Genomic DNA, 17,853 nt, shown 5'->3' on the forward strand with positions numbered 1-17,853 from the left:
ATTATGCTCGGGTGGTGATTTCGCAACCCCCTGACATCTCACTCGCCCTCGTCAACGACTACCCCGTCGTCGTCGAGGGCATCGCCCGCATGCTGGAGGACCACCCCAGGCTGCACGTCGTCGAACTGGACTCCGGCCACCGCCTGGCCCGTCACGCGGACATCGTGCTCTACGACGCCTTCGCGGCGAGGGACCGGGGACGGGACGACGTCCGCTGCCTGCTCGAGAACCCCCTGTGCGACAAGGTGGTCATGTACACCTGGCACACGGGCGCCCCGCAGGTGGAAGAGGCACTGAGTCTCGGGATGCACGGGTGCCTCTCCAAGGAGCTGAGCGCGAGCGACCTCGCGGACTCCTTGATCCGGGTCCACGACGGCGAGCTCGTGGTGAGCCCCGAGGTGGTGCGGGAGGAGATCAAGGTGCCGGACTGGCCCGGGCGCCCCGAGGGTCTCTCCGCCCGGGAGGCGGAGGTCATCGCCCTGATCACCCAGGGGCTGACCAACGACGACATCGCCCGAACCTGCTACCTCAGCATCAACTCCGTGAAGTCCTACATCCGTTCCGCCTACCGGAAGATGGGGGTGGAGCGCCGCAGCCAGGCCGTGCTGTGGGGCGTCACGCACGGCATGGACCCCCGGGACCAGCAGGGCCACACCGTCAGCTTCTGACGAACAGCCGTGCGTGCACCCCGCCGGGTGGGCGACAGGCCCGGGAGCGGCGGGGCACAATGGGTACATGAGCGATGACAAGTTTGCGGCAGACAAGAAGGCCCAGGAGCTGGCAGGCCCCGAGGGTGGTTTCCCCGAGCAGGAGCAGACCCCTCCGGGACTCTCCACGGACCTGACCCCCTTCCCGGACCACGGCGAGGAGAACTGGGTGGGCCGCGGCCGCCTCGAGGGTCTCAAGGCCCTGGTGACCGGCGGTGACTCCGGCATCGGCCGCGCCGTGGCCATCGCGTTCGCACGAGAGGGCGCGGACGTGGCGATCAACTACCTCCAGGAGGAGGAGTCGGACGCCCAGGACACCAAGCAGTGGATCGAGAAGGCCGGCCGCAAGGCCGTCCTGCTCCCCGCGGATCTTCGCGAGGAGAAGGCCGCGCGCGGTGTGGTGGACGACGCCGCCGAGCAGCTCGGCGGCCTCGACATCCTCGTGAACAACGCCGGCTTCCAGTGGGCCCGCCGTGACGGTGGCCTGCAGGGGCTGAAGACCGAGGAGATGGACCGGGTCTTTAAGACCAACCTCTACGCCCTGTTCTGGGTCTCCCAGCAGGCGCTGTCGTACCTGAAGGAGGGCTCCTCGATCATCAACGTGAGCTCCATCCAGGCCTACGACCCCTCGGAGAACCTGATCGACTACGCCTCCACCAAGGCCGCGATCAACAACTTCACGGTCAACCTGGCCAGCGAGCTGGGCGAGAAGGGCATCCGCGTCAACGCGGTGGCCCCGGGACCCATCTGGACCCCGCTGCAGCCGGCCACGAAGGCTGGCGAGTCCATGCCGGCCTTCGGCAGCGACACCCCGCTGGGCCGTGCGGGCCAGCCCTCCGAGCTGGCCGGTGCCTTCGTGTTCCTCGCCAGCCCGGCGGAGGCGTCCTACGTCTCCGGCACGGTGATCGGCGTGACGGGCGGCAAGCCGGTCTTCTGAGTCCACCCGGACACAGCAGTGCCGCGAGGGGCGGGACGGGACACCGTTCCGCCCCTCGTCGTGTCCGGGGCGACGTCGGGGGGGGGTGACGCCGCCGGGCGCGACGACGCCGGGTGGGCCTCTCCTGAGCAGGCCCCCGCAAGGGGTGGTGCCGTGCCCGCGTGGACGTGCTTTACTGGTCGAATGCGAGCACTGACATGGCAAGGACTCGGCGACGTCCGGGTCGAGAACGTTCCCGATCCCGTTCTGCAGGAACCCACGGACGCGATCGTGCGGGTGACCTCCACCGCGATCTGCGGTTCGGACCTGCACCTCTACGGTGTGCTGGGGCCGTACCTGCACAAGAACGACGTGCTGGGCCACGAGTTCATGGGCGTCGTCGAGGAGGTCGGGCCCGGTGTGGAGCACCTGGCCCCCGGTGACCGCGTGGTGGTTCCGTTCGTGATCGCGTGCGGCCACTGCTGGATGTGCGACCGCGGGCTCTACGCCGCGTGCGAGACCACCCAGATCCGCGCGATGGGCACGGGCGCGGCACTGTTCGGCTTCTCCTCCCTCTACGGTTCCGTGCCCGGTGGGCAGGCCGAGCGGGTGCGCGTGCCGCACGCGGACTTCGGCCCCGTCAAGCTCCCCCAGGGCTTCGCCGACGAGCGGTTCCTCTACCTCAGCGACATCCTGCCCACGGCGTGGCAGGGCGTGAAGTACGCCAACGTGGGGGAGGAGGACACCCTGGCGGTCCTCGGTCTCGGACCCGTGGGCCAGCTGGCGGTGCGCTCCGCCAAGCTGCAGGGCGTGAAACGGGTCATCGCCGTGGACCTCGTGGACGAGCGCCTCGCCGTGGCGAAGAGCTGGGGTGCGGAGACCGTCGACCTGCGCGAGGTGGACGACGTCGCCGCGACCCTGCGCGAGATGACGAACGGGCGCGGCCCGGACGGTGTGGTCGATGCCGTGGGCATGGAGGCCCACGGCAACCCGGTTGCGGAGAAGGTCGTGGCCGGCGTGGCACGGCTGCCCAAGCCGCTGGGCCGCAAGGCCATGGAGACCGCGGGCATCGACCGCCTGGACGCCCTGCACACGGCCATCCACAGCGTGCGCCGCGCGGGCACGGTGTCCCTGTCCGGCGTGTACGGCGGCATGGCCGACCCCATGCCGCTGATGGAGATGTTCGACAAGGGCATCACCATGCGCATGGGCCAGTGCCACGTGCGCCACTGGACGCAGGAGCTGCTGGAGATCGCGAGCCGCCCGGAGGACGTGCTGGGGCTGGAGTCGCTGGCCACGCACCACGTGTCCCTGGAGGACGCGCCCGAGGCGTACAAGATGTTCCAGGAGAAGAAGGACGGCTGCCTCAAGGTGGTGCTCAAGCCCTAGCACGGGCTGTCCTCGCCGCCGGAGTCGGGGAGACACCGCGCTGAGGGACCGGGGGAGATTCCCGGTCCCTCAGCCCGTCTGGGCCCCGGTACCCGGGACGAGACCCCCAGCCCCTCCGGTGACACCTCTGACATGCGAAGAACGCGGCACCCGCAAGGGATGCCGCGTTCTTCTGTGATGGGGTGAGCGACGGGGGTTGAACCCGCGACCTCCTGGACCACAACCAGGCGCTCTGCCGACTGAGCTACGCCCACCATGCGTGCCACCGCGTGACGTTTCCGTCCCGCCGGGCAACGACGACCACTATAGCGCACGCGGGCCCCGTTGCGCGCATCGGGACGCGCGCGAACGGGTCAGCCGGATCAGCCCCGCTCGGCCGTGCGCGTGGGGGAGGCCTTGATGAGTGCCGCGACCCGCCGGGCGTCGTCGGAGGTGGGGCCCGGGTCACCGGGGAACAGGATGTGGCGGTAGTAGCGCAGCTCGTCGATGGAGTCCTCGATGTCCCCGAGCGCGCGGTGGTTGCCGGTCTTCTCCGGGGCCTGGAAGTACGCCCGCGGGTACCAGCGCCGCGCGAGCTCCTTGATCGTGGAGACGTCGATGATCCGGTAGTGAAGGTGGTCCACGAGCTCGGGCATGTCCCGGGACAGGAACGTCTTGTCGGTGCCCACGGAGTTGCCGCCCAGCGGTGCCTTGCCGGGCTCGGGCACCCACTCGCGGATGTAGTCGAGAACCTTCGCCTGGGCGGTGGCCATGTCCGTGCCGTTCTCCAGCTCGGGCAGCAGCCCGGACGTCTCGTGCATGTTCCGCACGAAGTCGTTCATCTGCTCCAGGGCGGCCTGCGGGGGCCTGATCACCACGTCCACGCCGTCGCCCAGCACGTTGAGCTCGTCGTCGGTCACGAGCGCGGCCACCTCGATCAACGCGTCATCGGACAGGGACAGCCCCGTCATCTCGCAGTCGATCCACACTATTCTCCGGTTTCCAGTCGTCACACCCACCAATCTATCGCGTCGTTCCCGGCCAGCTCCCACCCGCGCACCCGGCTGCGCGCCGTCGTCGGCGTCCGCACGCGCGGTAGGATCGGGCCCGACGCCGCCCCCGCGACTCTCGCGCGGCCGGCACCGCCTGCGGGCGGTCACGACTCCGACCGACGCGACGACCACTGGGAGGCCCTCGCAGTGCGCACCACGTCCAGGAAGGCCCGGCAGCCGGCAGCACCCGCCCCCGGGCGCCAAGACCCCGGCTGCCTGGTCCCCGAGGACACGAGTGCGTCCTCACTCACACGCACCGTGCTGATGGGGACCCTCGGATCGCTCATGCTCGCGTTCGGGTCCCTGGGTGTCGGGTGGCTGGCGAGCGTGTCCGGGCTGCGCCGCAACCCCCTGGTCATCTGGATGCGGTTCGAGACCGTGGGCGTGGTCGTCTCCGTGCTCCTGCTGGCGCTCGGGGCCATGCTCCTGGTGCGGCAGTGGCTGCGACTCGGTCAGAAGCTCGACCCCTGGGGGCCCGCCAGCGCCCGCTGGGTGCTCGTCGCGATCGGGGCGTGGACCCTGCCCATGCTCGTGAGCATCCCCCTGTTCAGCAGGGACGTGTACTCGTACATCGGCCAGGGGCGCGTGATGCTCAACGGGCTGAACCCCTACGAGTCCGGTGTTTCCTCGATCGACAACTTCTTCCAGCTCGGCGCGGACCCGCTGTGGGCCGAGTCTCCGCCGCCCTACGGCCCCGTGTTCCTGTGGCTCGAGCAGCTGGTGGTCACCCTCTCCGGGGGCAACCCGGACCTCGCCGTGCTGCTGTTCCGCGGCCTGTGCGTGCTGGCGGTGATCGCGTGCATGTGGGTCGTTCCGCGCCTGGCGCGACTGCACGGCGTGAACCCGCGCCGCGCCCTGTGGCTCTCCGTGGCCAACCCGCTGTTCCTCACCAACTTCGTGGTCGCCGCGCACAACGACGCCATCATGCTGGCCCTCGCCCTGCTCGGCACCTACGCCGCCGCGGTGCAGCGCAACTGGAAGGGCGGGCTGCTCGGCACCACGCTCGTGACGCTGTCCGTGGCCATCAAGCCCATCACCCTGGTCTTCCTGCCCTTCGTGGGCCTGCTGTGGGCTGGGAAGAACGCCTCCTGGCCCCGCCGGTTCGTGGTGTGGGCCCTCACCCTGGCCTACTCCCTCGCGCTGCTCGGACTCATGGGGCTGCTCAGCGGCTTCGGGTTCGGCTGGGTCTCCGCGGTCTCCACCCCCGGCACCGTGTACATCTGGTACGCGCCCATCGGCCTGCTCGGGCTCTTCGCGCAGCTCGTGGGCAGCTCGTGGGGCCTCAACGGCTCCGCGTGGATGGACGCCGTGCACTCCGCAGGAACGGCGCTCGCCGCCCTCGTGGTCGTGGTGCTGATGTTCGTGGGCCGTGACGCCAAGATCTTCCGGCGGCTCGCGTGGGCGCTCGCGGCCTTCGTGCTGCTGTCCCCGATCATCCAGGCCTGGTACGTGGTGTGGCTCATCCCGCTGTTCGCGGTCACGGGCATCCGCAACGACTGGCAGGTGGACGTCCTGTTCTTCATCACGGCGTTCTTCACCGTCTACGCCGTGGCGGACCAGCTGGACGTCTTCCCCTACCTGGACCTCAACCTCCTGGCCGCCCGCGTGATCGCAGCACTCGTGGCCTGCACGTACGGCGTGTACCTGTGGGTGCTCGACCCCGCCACCCGGCGCATCGCCCGCGACCAGGCGCACCGCCGCGGCCGCGCCGCGGTGCTGTAGGGCACGACGTCGTCGTCCCCGGCTCCCGAGGGTGCCGCGCCTGCGCGCGGCGTCAGCGCACTGGACCGCAGCGCCACCCGGGGCGACAGAGACGGACCGAGGGCCCCGCTCGTGACGAGCGGGGCCCTCGGCGAATCCGGCTGCGGGATCACACGCCGTAGTACAGCTGGAACTCCAGGGGGTGGGGGACCAGGGAGAGCGGCTTGAGCTCGTTCTCACGCTTGTACTCGATCCAGGACTCGATGAGGTCCTCGGTGAAGACGTCGCCGGCGAGCAGGAACTCGTGGTCCTCCTCCAGCGCCTTCAGGGCCTCCTCGAGGGTGCCCGGGGCCTTCTTGATGTCCTTGGCCTCCTCGGGGGGAAGCTCGTAGAGGTCCTTGTCAATGGGATCCGCCGGCTCGATGCGGTTGCGGATGCCGTCCAGACCGGCCATCAGCTGCGCGGCGAACGCCAGGTACGGGTTGCACGAGGGGTCCGGTGCGCGGAACTCCAGACGCTTGGCCTTGGGGTTCGTGCCCGTGATCGGGATGCGGATGCCCGCGGAGCGGTTGCCCTGCGAGTACACCATGTTCACGGGGGCCTCGTAGCCCTTGACCAGACGACGGTAGGAGTTCACGGTCGGGTTAGTGAACGCCAGCACCGCAGAGGAGTGCTCCAGCAGGCCGCCGATGTACCAGCGGGCCAGGTCCGAGAGGCCCGCGTAGCCCTTCTCGTCGTAGAACAGCGGCTCGCCGCCCTTCCACAGCGACTGGTGGCAGTGCATGCCGGAGCCGTTGTCGTTGAAGACCGGCTTGGGCATGAACGTGGCGGTCTTGCCGAACGCGTCCGCGGTGTTCTTGATGACGTACTTGAACTTCAGCAGGTCGTCCGCCGCGGCGGTGAGGGTGGAGAACTTGTAGTTGATCTCCGCCTGGCCGGAGGCACCGACCTCGTGGTGGGAGCGCTCCACCTCCAGGCCGACGTCGTCCAGCGCCACGGACATGGCGTCACGCAGGTCCGCCTGCTTGTCGACGGGGGAGACGGGGAAGTAGCCGCCCTTGACCGCGGTCTTGTTGGCGAGGTTGCCACCCTCCTCCTTGCGACCGCTGTTCCACGGTGCTTCCTCGGAGTCGATCTTGTAGAACGTGGACTGCGGCTCCACCTGGAAGCGGGCGTCGTCGAAGATGAAGAACTCGGCCTCGGACGCGAAGTTCGCGGTGTCCGCGATGCCGGTGGAGGCCAGGTACGCCTCGGCGCGCTCGGCCACGCCGCGGGGATCGCGGTGGTAGGGCTCACCGGTGCGGGGGTTCACGATGGAGCACGTGACCACCAGGGTCTTCTCCACGCGGAACGGGTCCACGAACGCGGACTGCGGGTCCGGGATGAGCTGCATGTCGGACTCGGCGATGCCCTGGAAGCCGCGGATGGAGGAGCCGTCGAACAGCTGTCCGTCAGTGAAGAAGTCCTCGTCCACCGCCTTGGCCGGCAGGTTGAAGTGCTGCTGCACACCGGGCATGTCCGTGAAGCGGAGATCGACGAAGACGACCTCTTCGTCCTGGATGTACGACAGCACTTCTTCGGCTGATTGGAACATGGACCTGTTCTCCTTCTCTGTGGGCGTCCGATCGGCGCCACGGCGGGTGGAACCGCCGCGAGCGTCCGGTTCTGGTGTCCAGCGTAGGAACCTGGCGTTGCCCGACGGTGTCACGGGTGTTTCGTGCGTGTAACACGAAGCACTCCCACGGAAGGGCCTGCCGACCGGTCAGTACACCTCCACTCTACCGGCGGGTGGCCCGGCCGGGAGGATCGGGCCGCTAGGGTTGAGGTCATGGTTTCTCGGCAGGACATGGGCTCGTGGCTCGACGGCGCACCCCGGGAGGGCTCGCAGTACCCGGGTGAGCGGTGGGGGCGCCCGGAACGCGGTCCCGGCTCGATCGCACGCTTCCCCGCCCGGCTGGTGGCCCTGGTGCTCGACTGGTTGCTGGCGCTCGTAATCGCGGGGCTGTTCCTGTCCCGCTGGAACGGCTCGGGGCTGATGAACCTGGCCGTGTTCTTCGTGCTCAGCGTGCTCATGGTCGGCTTCTTCGGGCGCACTATCGGGCACTGGGTCATGGGGCTGCAGGTGCAGACGATGGACGGGCGCCCGGCAGGGTTCGGCAAGGCGTTCGTGCGCACGCTGCTGCTGTGCCTGGTGATCCCTCCGCTCGTCCCGGACGAGGACCAGCGGGGGCTGCACGACCGTGCGGTGGACACCGTGCTGGTGCGCGTGCGCTGACGGCACGGGAAAGACTGGCTACCCGGGAGGGACGGGGCTGTCTCCGCAGACAGCCGTTGCCGCTGCGCCGGGTGCGGGCCCGGACAACGGGCCGGGCCTCGTGGCCCGGCCCGTTCGCCGTCGTTCCCGGTGGTGCTGCTCCGCTCAGCGGCCCCGCATGGACTTGCGGTCCGGGCGGGCACGCATGGGATCCACGCCCTTGGGGATCGGCAGACGGTTCTGCAGGGTGTTCATGCGGCGGTGGACCACCTGCACCTCCTGCTTGGTGAGCTTGTTGTCCAGCCCGCGCATCTGCTTGGCAAGCTTGTTCAGGGGCACCTGGCCCTCGCCGTTGCCGGACTTGATCACGTGGATCGGCACGTTCTGGATCACGGGCCCGATCCGGCGGCGCTCCTTCTTCACGAGCTTGTCCACGCGGTTCACCGGGCCCTCGGTGATGAAGACGACGCCGGGGCGTCCCACGGCGCGGAACAGCAGGTCCTTGGACTTCGGATCCATGGCAGCGGGCTCCTCCTCCACGATCCACCCCCGCTTGAGGGTGGACAGCGCGGCCCCGGCGGCGCCGGGCTGACCCTCGATCCGGGAGAACGCGGCTCGCTCAGCACGCCGGGAGAGCAGGATCACCGCGGCGAGCACGGCGAAGGGGATCCCGATCAGCAGCCAGGTGATCCAGTTGCCCAGCGCCACACCGATCAGCAGGAAGACCAGCAGCACGCCCAGGCCCAGCAGGATCATCCACCACAGGATGTTCGGCTCCTGCTCGCGGGTCATCTGGAAGACCTGCTTCATCTGCGCGAAGACGCCGGGCCCCTTGGCGGCCTTGCGTTGGCGCTTCTCCTCGCGCTTGCGGTCGCGCTCGGCGGCCTTGGCCTTGGTGGACGTGGCTGGTGACACGGTGGTTCCTCGCAGTCGCTGGTAGGGGATCGCGGTCATTCTATCCGCTGGGGGACGGGCGCGGAGATGACGACGCCGCCCGGGTCGCGGGCGGCGTCGTCGTGGTGGGGCGGTGCCGGCTCAGCTCAGCCGGGCGAGCAGGCTCGAGGCCTCCTGCGTGGCGGAGCCGGAGTCGTCGATGTGCGAGAGGTGCTCCGGGATCTCGCGGCCCATCTTCTTCATGGCGCGGGCCCACAGCTTGCCGGCGCGGTAGCTGGAGCGGACCATCGGCCCGGCCATGACGCCCAGGAAGCCGATCTCCTCGGCGGCGTTGGAGAGCTCCACGAAGGTCTCCGGCTTCACCCAGCGGTCGATCGGGTGGAACGTGGGGCCGGGGCGCAGGTACTGGGTGAGGGTGATGATGTCGCAGCCGGCGTCGTGCAGGTCGCACAGCGCCTCGTAGACCTCGTCGTCCGTCTCGCCCATGCCCAGGATCAGGTTGGACTTCACGATCATGCCGTTGTCCTTGCCCTGGGTCAGGACGTCCAGGGAGCGCTCGTACGCGAAGGCCGGGCGGATCTGCTTGAAGATGCGCGGGACGGTCTCCAGGTTGTGCGCGAACACCTCGGGCTGGGCGTCGATGACCTGCTGCAGGGCGTCCGGCTGGCCCTTGAAGTCCGGGATCAGGATCTCCACGCCGGTGCTCGGATTCATGGCGTGGATCGCACGGATGGTCTCCGCGTTGAGCCACGCGCCGCCGTCCGAGAGGTCGTCACGGGCCACGGACGTCACCGTGGCGTAGCGCAGGCCCAGGTCCCGCACGGACTCGGCCACCTTGCGGGGCTCCTGCACGTCCACCATGCCGGGCTTGCCCGTGGCGATGTCGCAGAAGTCGCAGCGCCGGGTGCAGGTGTCCCCGCCGATGAGGAACGTGGCCTCGCGGTCCTCCCAGCACTCGTAGATGTTGGGGCACCCGGCCTCCTCGCACACCGTGTGGAGTCCGCGGCCGCGGGCCATGGACTTCAGCTCCGTGAACTGGGGGCCCATCTTCGCGGTGTTCTTCAGCCAGGACGGCTTCTTCTCGATGGGGACCTCAGCGTTGCGCGCCTCCACGCGCAGCAGCTTGCGGCCTTCGGGGGCGATGGTCATGGGTTCTCCTCGCTGGTGGCGCTGGCGTGGCCCGTGCCCACCCGGTGCGGTGGTGCGGGGCCGTTTGTCGACAGTTGTCTGCGGCTGGGGTGTGTCAGGACAGCGGGCTGCATGTCAGGACACGGCAGTGGCCTCCGGTGCGGCGGCGGGAACGTGGTGGGGCCGCAGCACGGGTGCGGGCGCGGGGGTGGGCGGTTCGAAGGGGACGCACAGGTCCGCCTCGCGGGCAGAGAGCTCCTGCTCCATACGCGCGACAACGTCCACGGGGTCGATCCGATTCCCGGTCTCCGCACTCAGGGAGGTGACGCCCGCGTCCGTGATCCCGCAGGGGATGATCCTGCCGAAGGGGCGGAGGTCGTTGGAGCAGTTCAGGGCAAAGCCGTGCATGGTGGCGCGCTTGGAGACCTGGACGCCGATGGCGGAGATCTTGCGGTCCGGTCCGCGCTCGTCCGCGAGAACCCACGCCCCGGAGCGGCCTGCGACGGTGGTGGCGGGCACCCCGAAGTCCCGCACGACGGCGACGATCACCTCTTCGAGGACCCGCACGAAGCGCACGACGTCCAGGGGAATCGGCAGGCGCACGATGGGGTAGCCCACGAGCATGCCCGGGCCGTGGTAGGTGAGCTTGCCGCCGCGGCCGATGGGCACCACCTCGGTGCCGTCCCACGGGTACTCGTGCTGCTCGGTCCTGCGCCCGGCCGTGTAGACGGGGTCGTGCTCGACCATCAGGACAGTGTTGCCGCGCGTTCCGGCCACGACCTCCCGGTGGACCTCACGCTGCAGGTCCAGGCACTCGCGGTAGTTCACCAGGTCCGGTGCCAAGCCGATGCGTTCGAAGTGCAGAGCCATTCGGACAGCTTATCCCTTCCCCCTGGCCTGTGGATAACGTGCGCGGACACGGTTCCCGACGGGCACAGTGGTGCCATGAGCGAACATCGAGCCCAGGCCCGGACGCGCCACGCTGCGGAGCGTCCCGGCGACGTCGAGGACACGGCGAGCGAGGCCACCGGGCGCCACCGCACCGCCGAGGAACGGGTGCGGGCCGCCCAGCGGAAGCACCCCTCGCCCGATTCCCTCGAGCACGGGGGAGACTCGCGTTCCGCTCCGCCGCCACTGCCGCTCGACCGTGCAGAAGACGTTCCACCCGCCGCCGGGCCGGTCTCGCGTGCTGCTGCACCGCAGGCATCTGCCATGCCCGCTGCCGCACCACCGTCCACTGCGACGCCCGTTTCCGAGCTGTCTGCGGAGCAGCCAGCAGGTTTGGTCGATGGCGGGTGCGCCGGTGACCACCATGCAGAGGCCGCAACCGCAACCGGAGCCGCCACCGTGCTCGGAACCGGCGCCAGAGACGTGGCTGGCCCGGGGCCGGCGCTCGCGGTGGAGCAGCGTGCAGCGCGGGGTGAGGGGCTGGAACTCGTCGAGCGGCTCGCGGAGGGCGGCGGCACGCGCACGTGGCTCGCCCGGGAGCAGTCCACCCGCGAGGGGTTCACCGTGACGTTCGCCGTGTCCGAGGACCCCGCACGACGCCGCCCGGTCGAGGCCGACTTCGCGGCGCTCGTCGGCGCCTGGGCACACGAGACCCATCCCGCGCTCGTGGGGGCCCGGGCGGTCCTCGCGGACGGAGCGACCCACGGGGTCGGCGACACCGGCGGGGACGCGGCGGTCCGTGCGGGCGGCTCACACGGTGAGGACGGCGTGGTCCGGGGCGCCCTCGTGGCCGAGCACGTGAGAGCCCGACCCCTCACCGAGATCATGGGGGAGCAGGGCAGAGTGGCACCCGAGGCGCTGCTGCCCGTCCTCGCGGACGCCGCCCGGGGACTGTCACGGCTGCACGAACGCGGGTGGGTGCACGGCGCGCTGAGTGCGCGGCACGTGCTCGTGACCCCCGACGGCAGGGCGCTGCTGGACGGCTACGGCGTTCGTGCCGGTGCCCTCCACGGTCCTCCGGCATGGGGACAGGCACAGGACGTGGACGCACACCAGGAGCTTGCGGACCGGGCCGTGGGCCTGGACCGGGCAGTGGGCCTGGACCGGGTCGAGCACCACCGGGACGCGGCGGGGCCGGTGGCGGCGGGTTCCGCCACCGGGGCGAGCGCGGCGCAGGACGTCCACGACCTCGCCGTCACGGGCTGGCTCGCGCTCACCGGGCGCTACCCGGGACCGGACTCCCACCGCGTGCCCCTGAGCCTCATGTGCCCCACCGCGCCGCGTCACCTGGTGCTGATGCTCGAGGCCGCACTGTGCGACGACCACGGGCAGCGGCCTTCCGCCCACGAGCTCGCCGCCGGTTTCGATGCCCCCGTACGACGGCCGTCGCCCGCGCGTCGCCCGCCCGAGCGCATGACACCCGAGGTGATCCGCGCCGACGGCACGGTGGTGAAGCAGCGACGCCGCCTCCGCCTGGCTGCCGGACTGCAGCTGCCGGGAGGGCGCGAACGCGGCACGGGGAAGGACCGGACGAGTCCAGCCGGGTCGGTCGCCGGACGTACCGTGGCCGTGGAAGGACAAGGCCCGGGGCGACGTCGTGTGTTCGCTCTCGCTGCGGCCGTTCTCGCCGCCGCCGCACTCGTCTGGGCGTTCGTGGGCTGGTCCCACGGCGACATCCAGGCCGGAACCGAGGCCACGGCGTCGTCGGAACCCGGCGGAGCCGCGGGTGGCCAGGCCGCGAAGACTCTCCCCTCAGCCACCGGTGAGGCGGCGGCCGATCCGGGGCGGGCGGCCTCGCGGGAGGGTGACCCGGACTCGAATGGATCACCGCGCGCCGCCTCGCCGACTGCCTCGGCCGGGTCCACGGCCGGAGCGGCGCCCGGGGAGAGCATGCAGGACAAGGACCGGGAAGCCCGAGAGGCGGTCGGGGACCTCGTGGCCCGGCGGGCGGCCGCGCTCGCGGCCGGTGACGAGGCCGCCGCGGAGGAGGTGTACGTCCCGCGGTCCGGCCTCGCGGCCAGGGACCGCGACCTGATCCGCCGGGCGGCCGCCCAGGGCGGCGCGGGTACCGGGGTGACAGAGCTCTCGGGAGTCCGGATGGAGGTCGTTTCCCTTGCCGAGCAGAAACCGGACGCTGCGGCGCACCTCTCGCCCGCCGACGCCGCCCGCACGAGGACCTACGACGCCGAGGTGGTCACCCGGGGCTGGCGGGGCGCACTCCCGACGGGCTCCGCCGTGACGCGGGACGGGGACGCGGCGAGGCAGCGGCTGCGCATCACCATCACGTCCACAGCGGAGGGCTGGCGCCTCGCGGACGTCACCCCGGTCACTGCCGCGGGATGACCGCGCTCCGGGCGGGTCGGTATGGGCAGCGGACGAGTCCGGGGAAGCGAACCGCTCGGGAGGAGGGGGGAGTCATGGTCCCAGGGGAATGGCCTGCCACCGCAGGGGGATGCAGTCCACCTGCCGGGGCCTCGTCGCCGGCCCGCAGGTACGCGGCCACGAGGGCAGACATGCAGAACGCCCGGGTGCAGGCACCCGGGCGTTCGTCAGTGGTCAGCGGCTCACCAGAAGACGGCCACCGCGGCGTTGATGAGGGCCATGCCGCCCACGGCGTGCGCGAGGCCGGTGGAGACCTGCTCACCCCGCTGGGTCTTGCGCATGCCGATGAACGCGGCCACGAGCACCACCAGGAGGATGACGAGCTTCACGCCGATCTTGGCGTAGTTGATCCCGCCACCGTTCATCTCGTAGTAACCCACCATGCCGAGGCCCGTGACGAGCATCAGCACGGCGGCCCAGAACTGGGCGACGGTCACGGTGGGGCGCTTCATGGTGTAGATCCAGGTGCCGACGATGACGGCCACACCCACGATGTGCAGGAAGAGCATGAGGTTGAGAAGAAAGGTCATGCTTCGAGGGTAACGGAGTTTCCCCTGACCCATTGACACCTGCGGGGGTGTGAGGGTAAGCATCCGCAGCACCCAAGAACCACGACACTATGTGCGCGGGGACGACGGCGGGCCCGGACCCCGAGCGCTGTCAGCACTCAGTGGTCCGGGCCCGCAGGCACCGGTGCGACGGGTCCGACCGTGTCAGCCCCACCGCCGGGCGGTCAGTCTCAGAGACCCACCTCGGACTCGAACTGACCGGCCTCGAGGCGCTTCTTGAGGGTGCTCAGGAAGCGGCCGGCGTCCGCGCCGTCCACCAGGCGGTGGTCGTAGGTCAGGGACAGGTAGCACATGTGCCGGATGGCGATGGTGTCGTTGCCGTCCGCGTCCGTGATGACCATGGGCCGCTTCACGATCGAGCCCGTGCCCAGGATGCCGACCTGGGGCTGGTTGATGATCGGCGTGTCGAACAGCGCGCCGAAGGACCCGATGTTCGTGATGGTGAACGTTCCACCGGTCAGGGCGTCCGGCGAGATGCTGCCGTCCTTGGCGGCGCCACCCAGCTCGGCGATCTGCTTGGCGAGGCCGCCCAGGTTCAGGTCACCCGCGTTCTTGACCACAGGCACGAGGAGCCCGCGCGGGGTGTCCACGGCGATGGCAATGTCCTCGGAGGAGTTGTAGACGATCTCCTTGGAGTCTTCCTTGAACGTCGCGTTGAGCACGGGGTGCGCCTGCAGGGCCTCGGCCACGGCCTTCGCGAAGAAGGGCATGAAGGTGAGCTTGGCACCCTCGCGCTTCTGGAACTGGTCCTTGGCCTTCTGCCGCAGCTGCGCCACACGGGTCATGTCCACCTCGGTGACCTGCGTTAGCTGCGCCGAGACCTCGAGGGACTCGCGCATCCGCTTGGCGATGGTCATGCGGATGCGGGGGGCCTTCTCGGTGGTGCCGCGCTTGGGATCGGCTGCCGGGGCAGCGGCCGGAGCCGCCTTGCCGGAGCCCTGCGTGGCCACGGCCGGGGACATGTCCGCTCCGGTGTCCGCGATGGCGGGAGCAGCGGACTTCTCGGACTTCTCGGCGGCGGCCAGGACGTCCTGCTTGCGGATGCGGCCACCCACGCCGGTGCCGGAGATCGTGGAGAGGTCCACGTTCTTCTCGCGGGCCAGCTTGCGCACGAGCGGCGTCACGTACCCGGGCACGTCCTTGCCCGCGGACGGGGCGGACTCGGCCGGCTTCGACGGCGTCTGCTCCGCCTTGGGTGCCTCGGCCGCAGGCTTCGACGCCTGAGAGGTCTTTGCCTCCGCGGCCTGTTCGGTGTTCTCTCCGGAGTCGGCGGTGGTTGCCGCGTCCTCGACCTCTTCGGCCTTGGTCTCACCGGACTGGTCGGAGGAGCCGTTGTCCGAGGAGCCGTTGTCGGAGTCGGAGGACCCGGCGGCGGACTCGTCGCCGACGAGGGCCAGCACCTGGCCGACCTCGGCGTCCTCGTCCTCCTGGACCTTGATCTCCAGCAGGGTGCCGGCCACGGGGGACGGGACCTCGGTGTCGACCTTGTCGGTGGAGACCTCCAGCAGGGGCTCGTCGACCTCGATGGTCTCGCCGACCTGCTTGAGCCAGCGGGTCACGGTGCCCTCGGTCACGGACTCGCCCAGCGCCGGGAGGGTGACCTCCACGGAGTTGCCCGAAGCCTGCTTCGTGTCAGCCTTGGGAGCCTGCTCGGTCTTGGTCTCGGCGGCCTGTTCGGTGTTCTCGCCGGAGTCGGCGGTGGTCGCGGCGTCCTCGACCTCTTCGGCCTTGGTCTCACCGGACTGGTCGGAGGAGCCGTTGTCGGAGTCGGAGGACCCGGCGGCGGACTCGTCGCCGACGAGGGCCAGCACCTGGCCGACCTCGGCGTCCTCGTCCTCCTGGACCTTGATCTCCAGCAGGGTGCCGGCCACGGGGGACGGGACCTCGGTGTCGACCTTGTCGGTGGAGACCTCCAGCAGGGGCTCGTCGACCTCGATGGTCTCGCCGACCTGCTTGAGCCAGCGGGTCACGGTGCCCTCGGTCACGGACTCGCCCAGCGCCGGGAGGATGACCTCCACGGAGTTGCCCGAAGCCTGCTTCGTGTCAGCCTTGGGAGCCTGCTCGGGCTCGCTCTTCTGCTCGCTGGGCTCCTCGGAGGCCTCCGCCGGGGCGTCGTCCTGCGCGGCGGCGTCGTCGGAACCGGAGTCGCCGGAGCCGTCGCCGATGACGACCAGCGCGCCACCGACCTCGACGTCCTCGTCCTCCTCGACCAGGATCTTCTCGATCACACCGGCCACGGGGGAGGGGACCTCGGTGTCGACCTTGTCCGTGGAGACCTCCAGCAGGGGCTCGTCCACGGCCACTTCGTCGCCCACCTGCTTCAGCCAGCGGGTCACGGTACCTTCGGTGACTGACTCGCCCAGTGCGGGCAGGTTCACGGTTTCAGACATTGTTTCGTCCGTCCCTCTCTCAAGATTCGAAAAGTGTGCGGGGGCCTGGGTGCGGGCCCCGGCGGAGTGGGGAACCGGGTGCCCGCCCGAGGGCGGGCACCCGGTTCCAGTGGATCAGCCGTGCAGCGGGACACCGGCCAGCGCCATGGCCGCCTCGCCGATGGCCTCGTTCTGCGTGGGGTGGGCGTGGACGAACGCCGCCACGTCCTCCGGGTAGGCCTCCCAGTTCACCATGAGCTGGCCCTCGCCGATCTGCTCGCTGATGCGGGTGCCGATCGCGTGGAAGCCGACGATGGGGCCGTCCTTCTCGCGCACCAGCTTGATGAAGCCGCCGGTGCCGAGGATCGAGCTCTTGCCGTTGCCGGCCAGGTTGTACTCGAAGGTCTCCACGTTGTCCTTGCCGAACTTCTCCTCGGCCTTGGGCTGCGAGTAGCCCACGGACGCGATCTCCGGCTCGGTGAAGGTGACCTTGGGGACGTTGATGTCCGGGACGACCACGGGGTTCAGCCCGGCGATCTCCTCGGCCACGAAGCGGCCCTGCTGGTAGCCGCGGTGAGCCAGCTGCACGCCCGGGACGATGTCGCCGATCGCGTAGATGCTGCCCACGCCGGTGTGCAGCCGCTCGTTCGGGGTCACGAAGCCGCGGTCCATGGGGATGCCCTGCTCCTCGAAGCCCATGTCCGCGGTGTTGGGGCCGCGGCCCACGGCCACGAGCACGACGTCGGCCTCGAACTCCTTGCCGTCCGCGAGGGTGACCTTGGCGCCGTCGTCGTTCTGCTCGACCTTCTCGAAGAACGTGCCCAGGTTGTACTTGATGCCGCGCTTCTTGAACTCGCGCTCGAGCGTCTTGATGATGGCCGGGTCCTCGTTGGCGACGAGGTGGGGCAGGCCCTCGATCACGGTGACGTCCACGCCGAAGGAGCGCCACATGGACGCGAACTCGCAGCCGATGACACCGCCGCCAAGCACGATCGCGGACTTGGGGACGAAGTCGATCTCCAGCGCCTCGGTGGAGGTCATCACGCGGCCGCCGATCTCGATGCCGAGGGTCTTGGAGACCGAGCCGGTGGCCAGGATGATGTGCTTGCCGGTGTAGGTGGTGCCGTCCACGTCGATGGTGTTGGGCCCGGTGAGCTTGCCGTTGCCGGCGACGACGTCCACCTTGCGCATCTTCATGAGCCCGGTCAGGCCCTTGTACTTGCCCTGCACGATCTTGTTCTTGTAGTCGCGCACCGCACCCATGTCGATGGACTCGAGGGTGGCCTTGATGCCGTACTTCTCGGACTCCCGGGCGCCCTCGGCCAGCTCCGCCGAGTGCAGGTACGCCTTCGTGGGGATGCAGCCCCAGTGCAGGCACGTGCCGCCGAGCTTCTCCTTCTCGATCAGAGCCACGCTGTAGCCCAGCTGGACCGCGCGCAGTGCGGCGGAGTACCCGGCGGATCCTCCGCCCAGGACCAGGATGTCGTATTGGTTGTCGGCCACGTTGGCTCCTCGGGGTTCGAGTGCTTGGTTAGGGTGCCCGCCCGAGGCCCGATCCTGGGTCT

14 protein-coding genes and 1 tRNA gene are annotated in these 17,853 nt (G+C 70.0%); 6 read left to right on the forward strand and 9 right to left on the reverse strand.

The window, feature by feature from the left end:
• Positions 1-14 precede the first annotated feature (14 nt).
• From D8M39_RS02725 to D8M39_RS02735, 3 genes are all read left to right on the forward strand, one after another.
• The gene (locus D8M39_RS02725) at positions 15-668 is read left to right on the forward strand and encodes a response regulator transcription factor (RefSeq protein WP_094394744.1); all 654 of its coding nucleotides are present in this window, start codon (positions 15-17) and stop codon (positions 666-668) included.
• 67 nt (positions 669-735) lie between these two features.
• Complete coding sequence (locus D8M39_RS02730) at positions 736-1,644, forward strand: SDR family oxidoreductase (RefSeq protein ID WP_094393767.1); 909 nt, start codon at positions 736-738, stop codon at positions 1,642-1,644.
• Positions 1,645-1,827: 183 nt separating this feature from the next.
• Complete coding sequence (locus D8M39_RS02735; RefSeq protein ID WP_055085719.1) at positions 1,828-3,012, forward strand: zinc-dependent alcohol dehydrogenase; 1,185 nt, start codon at positions 1,828-1,830, stop codon at positions 3,010-3,012.
• Between the two features lie 178 nt (positions 3,013-3,190).
• On the opposite strand, the gene D8M39_RS02740 is transcribed toward D8M39_RS02735, so the two are convergent.
• A tRNA-His gene (locus D8M39_RS02740) sits at positions 3,191-3,266 on the reverse strand.
• Between the two features lie 108 nt (positions 3,267-3,374).
• A complete protein-coding gene (gene orn / locus D8M39_RS02745; RefSeq protein WP_256385981.1) occupies positions 3,375-4,004 on the reverse strand; it encodes an oligoribonuclease in 630 nt (209 codons plus the stop codon).
• A gap of 186 nt (positions 4,005-4,190) precedes the next feature.
• Between orn and mptB the strand changes: the two genes are divergently transcribed.
• Positions 4,191-5,765, forward strand: a complete 1,575-nt coding sequence (gene mptB / locus D8M39_RS02750) for a polyprenol phosphomannose-dependent alpha 1,6 mannosyltransferase MptB (RefSeq protein WP_238693925.1) — start codon at positions 4,191-4,193, stop codon at positions 5,763-5,765.
• Between the two features lie 148 nt (positions 5,766-5,913).
• Here mptB and glnA read toward each other — a convergent pair whose 3' ends face one another.
• Positions 5,914-7,338 (reverse strand): type I glutamate--ammonia ligase, encoded by a 1,425-nt coding sequence (gene glnA, locus D8M39_RS02755; RefSeq protein ID WP_126874337.1) that lies wholly within the window; start codon positions 7,336-7,338, stop codon positions 5,914-5,916.
• Between the two features lie 234 nt (positions 7,339-7,572).
• Between glnA and D8M39_RS02760 the strand changes: the two genes are divergently transcribed.
• A complete protein-coding gene (locus D8M39_RS02760) occupies positions 7,573-8,019 on the forward strand; it encodes an RDD family protein (RefSeq protein ID WP_094393773.1) in 447 nt (148 codons plus the stop codon).
• A gap of 144 nt (positions 8,020-8,163) precedes the next feature.
• Here the strand turns inward: D8M39_RS02760 and D8M39_RS02765 are convergent, their stop codons facing one another.
• The 3 genes from D8M39_RS02765 to lipB all read right to left on the reverse strand — a co-directional run bounded on the left by D8M39_RS02765 (position 8,164) and on the right by lipB (position 10,890).
• Positions 8,164-8,913, reverse strand: a complete 750-nt coding sequence (locus D8M39_RS02765) for a DUF4191 domain-containing protein (protein WP_094393775.1) — start codon at positions 8,911-8,913, stop codon at positions 8,164-8,166.
• 120 nt (positions 8,914-9,033) lie between these two features.
• Positions 9,034-10,041 carry a lipoyl synthase gene (gene lipA, locus D8M39_RS02770; protein ID WP_094393777.1) on the reverse strand — a complete coding sequence of 336 codons (1,008 nt, stop codon included), beginning with the start codon at positions 10,039-10,041 and terminating at the stop codon, positions 9,034-9,036.
• Positions 10,042-10,155: 114 nt separating this feature from the next.
• Positions 10,156-10,890, reverse strand: a complete 735-nt coding sequence (gene lipB, locus D8M39_RS02775; RefSeq protein ID WP_094393779.1) for a lipoyl(octanoyl) transferase LipB — start codon at positions 10,888-10,890, stop codon at positions 10,156-10,158.
• Positions 10,891-10,965: 75 nt separating this feature from the next.
• Here lipB and D8M39_RS02780 point away from each other — a divergent pair, with 75 nt between their 5' ends.
• On the forward strand, positions 10,966-13,311 hold the full coding sequence (locus tag D8M39_RS02780) for a hypothetical protein (RefSeq protein WP_126874338.1): 2,346 nt from the start codon (positions 10,966-10,968) through the stop codon (positions 13,309-13,311).
• Between the two features lie 221 nt (positions 13,312-13,532).
• On the opposite strand, the gene D8M39_RS02785 is transcribed toward D8M39_RS02780, so the two are convergent.
• The 3 genes from D8M39_RS02785 to lpdA all read right to left on the reverse strand — a co-directional run bounded on the left by D8M39_RS02785 (position 13,533) and on the right by lpdA (position 17,791).
• On the reverse strand, positions 13,533-13,880 hold the full coding sequence (locus D8M39_RS02785) for a hypothetical protein (protein WP_055082665.1): 348 nt from the start codon (positions 13,878-13,880) through the stop codon (positions 13,533-13,535).
• Positions 13,881-14,089: 209 nt separating this feature from the next.
• Positions 14,090-16,309 (reverse strand): 2-oxoglutarate dehydrogenase, E2 component, dihydrolipoamide succinyltransferase, encoded by a 2,220-nt coding sequence (sucB, locus tag D8M39_RS02790; protein ID WP_126874339.1) that lies wholly within the window; start codon positions 16,307-16,309, stop codon positions 14,090-14,092.
• A 114-nt stretch (positions 16,310-16,423) separates the two neighbouring features.
• Positions 16,424-17,791, reverse strand: coding sequence for a dihydrolipoyl dehydrogenase (gene lpdA / locus D8M39_RS02795; protein WP_094393785.1), 1,368 nt, complete (start codon positions 17,789-17,791; stop codon positions 16,424-16,426).
• Positions 17,792-17,853 lie beyond the last annotated feature (62 nt).

Source organism: Kocuria sp. HSID17590, from assembly GCF_003989485.1.
GTDB lineage: Bacteria > Actinomycetota > Actinomycetes > Actinomycetales > Micrococcaceae > Kocuria > Kocuria salsicia.